This is a genomic window from Aminobacter sp. P4_H6_2 (genome assembly GCF_056400805.1).
Genome location: NZ_JBFUKO010000327.1, coordinates 1 through 6,062, shown reverse-complemented (window position 1 = coordinate 6,062; position 6,062 = coordinate 1). Strand labels below are relative to the sequence as shown.

Here is a 6,062-nt window from a genome sequence, read left to right as displayed (position 1 = left end):
CAATGAGGAAAGGGAAACCCCATGGCCGCCTTCAAGACCCTCGACACCATCGGTAACGTCAGCGGCAAGCGGGTACTCGTCCGCGTCGACCTCAACGTGCCCATGGCCGACGGCAAGGTTTCCGACGCCACCCGCATCGAGCGCGTCGCCCCGACAATAACAGAGCTCTCGGACAAGGGCGCAAAAGTCATCCTGCTCGCCCATTTCGGCCGCCCCAAGGACGGCCCCGATCCGGCACTGTCGCTGGCGCCGATCGCCATCGCAACCGCCAAGGTCATCGGCCGCCCGGTGGCGTTTGCCGCCGACTGTATCGGCGAAAAGGCGGCTGCGGCCGTCTCCGCCATGAAGGACGGCGACATCCTGCTTTTGGAGAATACCCGCTTCCACAAGGGCGAAGAGAAAAACGACCCTGATTTCACCGAACAGCTCGCCGCCAATGGCGATATCTTCGTCAACGACGCTTTTTCTGCCGCCCACCGCGCGCATGCCTCGACCGAGGGCCTTGCCCATCGCCTGCCGGCCTGCGCCGGGCGCACCATGCAGGCCGAACTCGAAGCGCTTGAAAAAGGTCTCGGCAATCCGGTCCGCCCGGTCGTTGCCATCGTTGGCGGCGCCAAGATCTCGACCAAGCTCGACCTGCTGATGAACCTGGTCAAGCGCGTCGACGCACTCGTCATCGGCGGCGGCATGGCCAACACCTTCCTGGCCGCACGCGGCACCAAGGTCGGCAAGTCGCTGTGCGAGCACGATCTCGCCCAGACTGCCCGCCAGATCATGATCGAGGCAGCGGGTGCTGGCTGCGCCATCATCCTGCCGTCCGACGGCGTCATCGCCCGCGAGTTCAAGGCAGGCGCCGCCAATGAGACGGTCGCCATCGAAAACGTGCCCGACGACGCCATGATCCTCGACGTCGGCGAAAAGACCGTTGCCACCATCAATGACTGGATCGACCGCGCCACGACGCTGGTCTGGAACGGCCCGCTCGGCGCCTTCGAGATCGAGCCTTTCGACAAGGCGACGGTTTCCGCAGCCCAGCACGCCGCCGCCCGCACCAAGGCGGGCAAGCTCGTCTCCGTTGCGGGTGGCGGCGACACAGTCGCGGCCCTCAACCATGCCGGCGTAGCCGACGACTTCACCTATGTCTCGACCGCCGGCGGCGCCTTCCTCGAATGGATGGAAGGCAAGGACCTGCCCGGCGTTGAAGTCCTCAAGGCCTGAGCAACGAGCATTGCCTCTCCCTCACCCCGTGAGGGAGAGGTGCCCTTGGCCTGTCGCGAGGAGCGCGCCTATGCCGGCTTGGCATACTGCTCGGCGCTCATCACTTCGATACACACAAAGCGTTCGTCACCTTCGACCCAGGCGTCGTGGCCCGGCGGAATTGTGTAGGACGCACCTTTCGTCAACGTCTTCTGGGTTCCGTCATTGAGCCTGACGGTCAGGGCGCCTGAGACGACGTAGCCGACATGCGACACCTGGCAGCTATCGGTCTTGACGACAGGCTTCACGCACTCGGACCATCTCCACCCCGGCTCCATGTTGAGCCGGCCCAAGGTGAAACCGGCAAGCCGAACCACCTCCACGCGTGTCTTGTCGGGCGCCCGAACTTCATCCGGGCTATCGTGGGACTTGAACTCGAATTTCGTGACGTTCATTCCACCGTCGGCCATTGCATCCTCCCATGCTCGTCCCGTGCGTAGATGTACGCAGACAGCCTGCATTTTAGCATGTGCTCATATTACGGATAAGCGGGCCGCTGAGACCATTCGGAGTCGCCAGCGCGATGAGATTCAGGTCAGGCCGAGYCGAAAATGGCTGCATCCGAGAACCGGAGCGGAGCGTACATTTGGTACGTGAGCACCGGAAGCGGAGGATGTGGCCATTTGCAGGCCGGCCTGACCTGAAGCTAAAACGATTGAAATAATTTCAATCGGTTATAGGCTGGCCCCCGGCATTCCGTTCCGGAAAACCATCTGCTATGCGCCCGGAGCATCTGTTCAGGAGGTATTTGTATGAGCGAACGTCTCGAAGACATTGCTGTCGCCATGGTGGCCGGTGGCAAGGGTATTCTGGCTGCGGATGAAAGCTCCGGCACCATCAAGAAGCGTTTCGACGTCATCGGCGTCGAGTCGACGGCCGATAGCCGCCGCGACTATCGCGAAATGATGTTCCGCACCAAGGAGGCGATGACCAAGTACATCTCCGGCGTCATCCTCTACGACGAGACCATTCGCCAGACCGCCGCCGACGGCACGCCGCTGGTCGACCTCATCAAGGCCGCCGGCGCCATTCCCGGCATCAAGGTCGACGCCGGTGCCAAGGCGATCGTCAATTTCCCCGGCGACACCATCACCGAAGGCCTCGACGGCCTGCGCGAACGCCTGGCCGAGTACTACAAGCTCGGCGCGCGTTTCGCCAAATGGCGCGGCGTCATCGACATCGACACCACCAAGAACGTGCCTTCGGCCTATTCGCTTTCGGCCAACACCCATGCGCTCGCGCGTTATGCGGCGCTTTGCCAGGAGGCCGGCATCGTGCCGATCRTCGAGCCCGAAGTGCTGATGGACGGCGCCCACGACATCGACACCTGCTACGACGTCACCAAGGCGACGCTGGTCAAGCTTTATGACGAACTCTACGCTGCCCGTGTCGTGCTCGAAGGCACGATCCTGAAGCCCAACATGGTCATCTCGGGCAAGAAGGCCGCCAGAAAGGCCAGCGCCGAAGAGATCGCCGAAAAGACCATCAAGCTGTTCCGCGAGACGGTTCCGGCGGCGGTTCCGGGCATCGCCTTCCTGTCGGGCGGCCAGTCAGACGAGGAGGCAACCGCCAACCTCAACGCCATCAACGCCATCGGCCCGCATCCGTGGAAGCTGACCTTCTCCTACGGCCGCGCGCTGCAGGCAGCACCGCAGAAGGCATGGTCGGGCAAGGCCGAAAACCTCGGCGCCGGCCAGGCCGCCTTCACCCACCGCGCCCACATGAACCACCTGGCAGCACTTGGCCAGTGGCAACAGGTGCTGGAGAAGGCCGCGTAAGCTTCCCTTTCAGCTTGAAACGAAAAGCCCCGGAGCGATCCGGGGCTTTTTTTCGACAGGCGGTAAGTTTGGTTCCCGCTCATGGGCTCGAACCACGATTCACGCCTTCAAAGGGCGGTGTCCTACCATTAGACGAAGCGGGAATACCTAAGTCTGCTCAACAAATCATCGCAGCCAGCGCTTGTCGAGCACTGGTCGAACGGCGAGCGCATTTGGCGCGCCCGTCAGGGCTCAATCCATATACGTATACGACGCGCACATCTCGGCGCTGCTTTCCGGCGGTTCGTCGCCGGTGAACACCGCAACGATCGTCAGGCCTTCGCCGCCGGCCCAGTTGGCGAGATAAGAAACGTCGCCCGAGCCGCACAATTTGTTGCCGTTTTCCAGTTCGGGATCGGACGGGTTTGCGACGCTGTAGACGGAAGCGTTCACCCGCTCTCCGTCGACGACGAAATGGTCACCGAGCAAGGCCGAGAACGACAGCGATTCTCCGTTGGCGAATGTGATGGAGAAATCATCCATCGAAATGTCCCCGGTGATGCTCTCGGCGGTCGTGCTGTAGGCTTTGTAGACATCGCCCTCGGCGAATGCCGGCGTGGCACCAGCAATGAGCAAGCCAAGCAAGGCCGGCAGTATCTTCTTGATTGTCATTCTTCCCCCATTGCGGCGATGTGCGCTCGCTTCCCCGAGCGGCGACGGCTCGGTCGCTGCCAGCGCTGCCTTCTGTCACGCAAGATGCCGCGCCACAAGGTCGAGCACCTGCCCCCCAGCCTCAATCCGAGCGTATCAGCCCTGTCGTGACTGTGATCGGCGAGCGCTCGCGCCAGAAATAGTAAAATGCGGCAGCCAGCGCGACCAGATATTGCGCGCCCAGGATGATCTCAGCCGTCGTGAAGGTCATGGAAATCTTGTTGATCGTGGTCATGGTCAGCACGACCGCGAACATCCAGAAGACAAAACGCGGCTGATAGGCCGGGAATGCCAGGTCGCAGACCAGCCGTGCCGCCCAAATGCCTGAAACCGCGCCCAAAACCACGGCGATGAGCTGAATGAGGTTGGGTCGATCGCCCCGAAGCAGCCAGTCGATCACGAAAGCGAAGGCACCAGCGGTGATCGTCACCGTAAGCACGACGAAGATCGAGACAAACACATAGACGACCAGCGCCACGACCATGGCGCCAAGTGTTTCGGTTCCGAACGAAGCCTTTGCCACGCCAGCCGTTCTCATCATTCGTCCCCCATGGCCCGGCGCCAGAAAACCACCGCCTGAGCCGCCTGTCGAGCCACCACCGCACAAGCCACTTCCCCTCCTTGGCAGCGCGGCGTTATGCTGCTCGCTTCCCTGTCCGGTATGGCGTATGAGCGGCCATGGAAAACATCAGGTTCGAAACCCCCATCACCGTGAAGGCCGATCCGGCCGGCACTCCGCTTATCCTGCGAACGGCCAAAGAGGCCTCCGCCTTCCTGCTCAACAGCTGGCCCGGCAAGCGCAGCCCCAAGCATCGCGCAGCCCTTCAGGCATGCTCGGACGCTATGTCGGGTGAAAAGCCGGTCATGGCCGCACGACGCGCCTTCATCGCGGCGGCGCGCGAGGTCAATGTCTATATCAACGACAAGGACTGACCCGGCGCGCCGGCCCGAAGAATATTCCTCATGGCTCGACGCGCGGGTTCAGGGATAGTCTTGAGCGCCCGGTCGGGGCCCAAATTCCCTTAAAGTTCGGTTTCTGCCTCAGGGGTCGCTTCGACCTCTTCGGCAGGTTTGCTGCGTTCCTTGGCTTCGGCCTTGGCCGCAAGCTTGTCGGCCTTCTTCATCGCCTTGGCCCGGTCACGGTCCCTGCGTTCCTGATTGTAGTTTGTCGGTCTGGCCATGCAGTGTCCTTTTCTGGTTCATGCCTGCGTAGAGCATGATCCCGAAAAGTGGAAACCGGTTTTCGGAAAAGATCATGCTCATGCAGAAGCTAGAGCCCTGTCCCGACTTCAATCGGGGTTGAAACAGGCTCTAGGGCGATACGGCGCCGAACACAACAAGCCATGTCGGCGCACGCCCCTGGCAAGGTGAGCGCAGGACTGGCCTTAGCAGCCGATTGCGGCAAAGAAATTGTCGTTGATGCGGCCGGCGGTGTTGCGGAACGCAGGCAGATTGGGCGCGACCGTCTGCGCCAGACGCCCTGCCTCCTCCGCGCCCAATGCCTGCTTCAGGCTCGCGGCATATTCGGGAATCTTTGCCCAGTCGCCGACCGTCCGTTCGGTGATCTCCATGTGATATTGGAAGCCATAGGCGTTTGAGCCGACACGCATCGCTTGAATGGCGCAGGCGGCGTTGCCGGCGAGAATTTCGCCGCCCTGCGGCAGCACCGAAACCTCGGCGCCATGCCATTGCAGCGTTTTGATTGCCCCATCGACACCGTCAAACAACCGGTCGGCGCGCCCGGCTTTCGTCAGCTCGACTGTGGCAAGGCCGACCTCGGGCTGCTTCATCAAGCCAACCTTGCCGCCCAGCGCATCGGCGAGCAACTGATGCCCCAGGCAGATGCCGAGATATGGCCGCTTGAGTTCGCGCACCCAATGCCTGATCGCCGCTTTCTCCAGCTTGAGCCAGGGATAGGCCTCTTCCTGCCAGACATCCATCGGCCCGCCCATCACCGCCAGCATGTCGAAGTCCTGGAGTGCCGGGATCACCTCGCCCTCATCCAGTTCGACGACGTGTTCGCTATGCCCGGCTTCGCCCCAGAACTCTCCGAACACGCCGCTGTGCTCGACCCTCAGATGCTGGAAGACAAGGATTTTCATGCGCGCTCTCGATGCCTGCTCGATCTACCCGCATCTGAAGTCAATCGATGCGCCCAGACATGAGGCACGGCAATAAAAGAGTTGAGGCAGGGGAGGCCGCCCCTGGCGTCAACGCCTGATCAGTAGACGAGCAGTCCAAACAGCGCCGCCACCGCCTGAATGCCGACGCCGAAAAATACGATCCACAGGCCGAGACCCGCCCATTTTGACGCCTTCGCCACACGAAGCCTGAGCT

General features: G+C 62.0%; 8 protein-coding genes and 1 tRNA gene. 3 read left to right on the top strand and 6 right to left on the bottom strand.

The genetic code is table 11. The annotated features are described in order from the left end of the window. Nucleotides 1-21 precede the first annotated feature (21 nt). A complete protein-coding gene (locus tag AC1DUU_RS20645) occupies nucleotides 22-1,218 on the top strand; it encodes a phosphoglycerate kinase (RefSeq protein WP_476785265.1) in 1,197 nt (398 codons plus the stop codon). Nucleotides 1,219-1,286: 68 nt separating this feature from the next. Here the strand turns inward: AC1DUU_RS20645 and AC1DUU_RS20640 are convergent, their stop codons facing one another. Then, entirely contained in the window at nucleotides 1,287-1,667 is a 381-nt protein-coding gene (locus AC1DUU_RS20640) for a cupin domain-containing protein (protein WP_476785264.1), read from the bottom strand. 342 nt (nucleotides 1,668-2,009) lie between these two features. Between AC1DUU_RS20640 and AC1DUU_RS20635 the strand changes: the two genes are divergently transcribed. Continuing rightward, complete coding sequence (locus AC1DUU_RS20635; protein WP_476785263.1) at nucleotides 2,010-3,035, top strand: class I fructose-bisphosphate aldolase; 1,026 nt, start codon at nucleotides 2,010-2,012, stop codon at nucleotides 3,033-3,035. Nucleotides 3,036-3,104: 69 nt separating this feature from the next. Here the strand turns inward: AC1DUU_RS20635 and AC1DUU_RS20630 are convergent. The 3 genes from AC1DUU_RS20630 to AC1DUU_RS20620 form a co-directional block, all read right to left on the bottom strand. Then, nucleotides 3,105-3,178: transfer RNA gene (locus AC1DUU_RS20630), tRNA-Gln, on the bottom strand. Nucleotides 3,179-3,266: 88 nt separating this feature from the next. After that, nucleotides 3,267-3,686 carry a hypothetical protein gene (locus tag AC1DUU_RS20625; RefSeq protein WP_476785262.1) on the bottom strand — a complete coding sequence of 140 codons (420 nt, stop codon included), beginning with the start codon at nucleotides 3,684-3,686 and terminating at the stop codon, nucleotides 3,267-3,269. 121 nt (nucleotides 3,687-3,807) lie between these two features. Then, nucleotides 3,808-4,266 carry a hypothetical protein gene (locus AC1DUU_RS20620; RefSeq protein ID WP_476785261.1) on the bottom strand — a complete coding sequence of 153 codons (459 nt, stop codon included), beginning with the start codon at nucleotides 4,264-4,266 and terminating at the stop codon, nucleotides 3,808-3,810. Nucleotides 4,267-4,403: 137 nt separating this feature from the next. Here AC1DUU_RS20620 and AC1DUU_RS20615 point away from each other — a divergent pair, with 137 nt between their 5' ends. Beyond that, nucleotides 4,404-4,658 carry a DUF982 domain-containing protein gene (locus AC1DUU_RS20615; protein ID WP_476785260.1) on the top strand — a complete coding sequence of 85 codons (255 nt, stop codon included), beginning with the start codon at nucleotides 4,404-4,406 and terminating at the stop codon, nucleotides 4,656-4,658. 89 nt (nucleotides 4,659-4,747) lie between these two features. Here the strand turns inward: AC1DUU_RS20615 and AC1DUU_RS20610 are convergent, their stop codons facing one another. Beyond that, the gene (locus tag AC1DUU_RS20610) at nucleotides 4,748-4,906 is read right to left on the bottom strand and encodes a hypothetical protein (RefSeq protein WP_476785259.1); all 159 of its coding nucleotides are present in this window, start codon (nucleotides 4,904-4,906) and stop codon (nucleotides 4,748-4,750) included. 204 nt (nucleotides 4,907-5,110) lie between these two features. Further along, nucleotides 5,111-5,827, bottom strand: coding sequence for a type 1 glutamine amidotransferase (locus AC1DUU_RS20605; RefSeq protein ID WP_476785258.1), 717 nt, complete (start codon nucleotides 5,825-5,827; stop codon nucleotides 5,111-5,113). Between the last annotated feature and the right edge of the window lie 235 nt (nucleotides 5,828-6,062).

What these genes read in the sequence shown, in the direction of transcription:
- AC1DUU_RS20645 (WP_476785265.1), top strand. Translation starts at nt 22, where the DNA reads ATGGCCGCCTTCAAGACCCTCGACACCATCGGTAACGTCAGCGGCAAG.
- AC1DUU_RS20640 (WP_476785264.1), bottom strand. Translation starts at nt 1,667, where the DNA reads ATGGCCGACGGTGGAATGAACGTCACGAAATTCGAGTTCAAGTCCCAC.
- AC1DUU_RS20625 (WP_476785262.1), bottom strand. Translation starts at nt 3,686, where the DNA reads ATGACAATCAAGAAGATACTGCCGGCCTTGCTTGGCTTGCTCATTGCT.
- AC1DUU_RS20620 (WP_476785261.1), bottom strand. Translation starts at nt 4,266, where the DNA reads ATGATGAGAACGGCTGGCGTGGCAAAGGCTTCGTTCGGAACCGAAACA.
- AC1DUU_RS20615 (WP_476785260.1), top strand. Translation starts at nt 4,404, where the DNA reads ATGGAAAACATCAGGTTCGAAACCCCCATCACCGTGAAGGCCGATCCG.
- AC1DUU_RS20610 (WP_476785259.1), bottom strand. Translation starts at nt 4,906, where the DNA reads ATGGCCAGACCGACAAACTACAATCAGGAACGCAGGGACCGTGACCGG.
- AC1DUU_RS20605 (WP_476785258.1), bottom strand. Translation starts at nt 5,827, where the DNA reads ATGAAAATCCTTGTCTTCCAGCATCTGAGGGTCGAGCACAGCGGCGTG.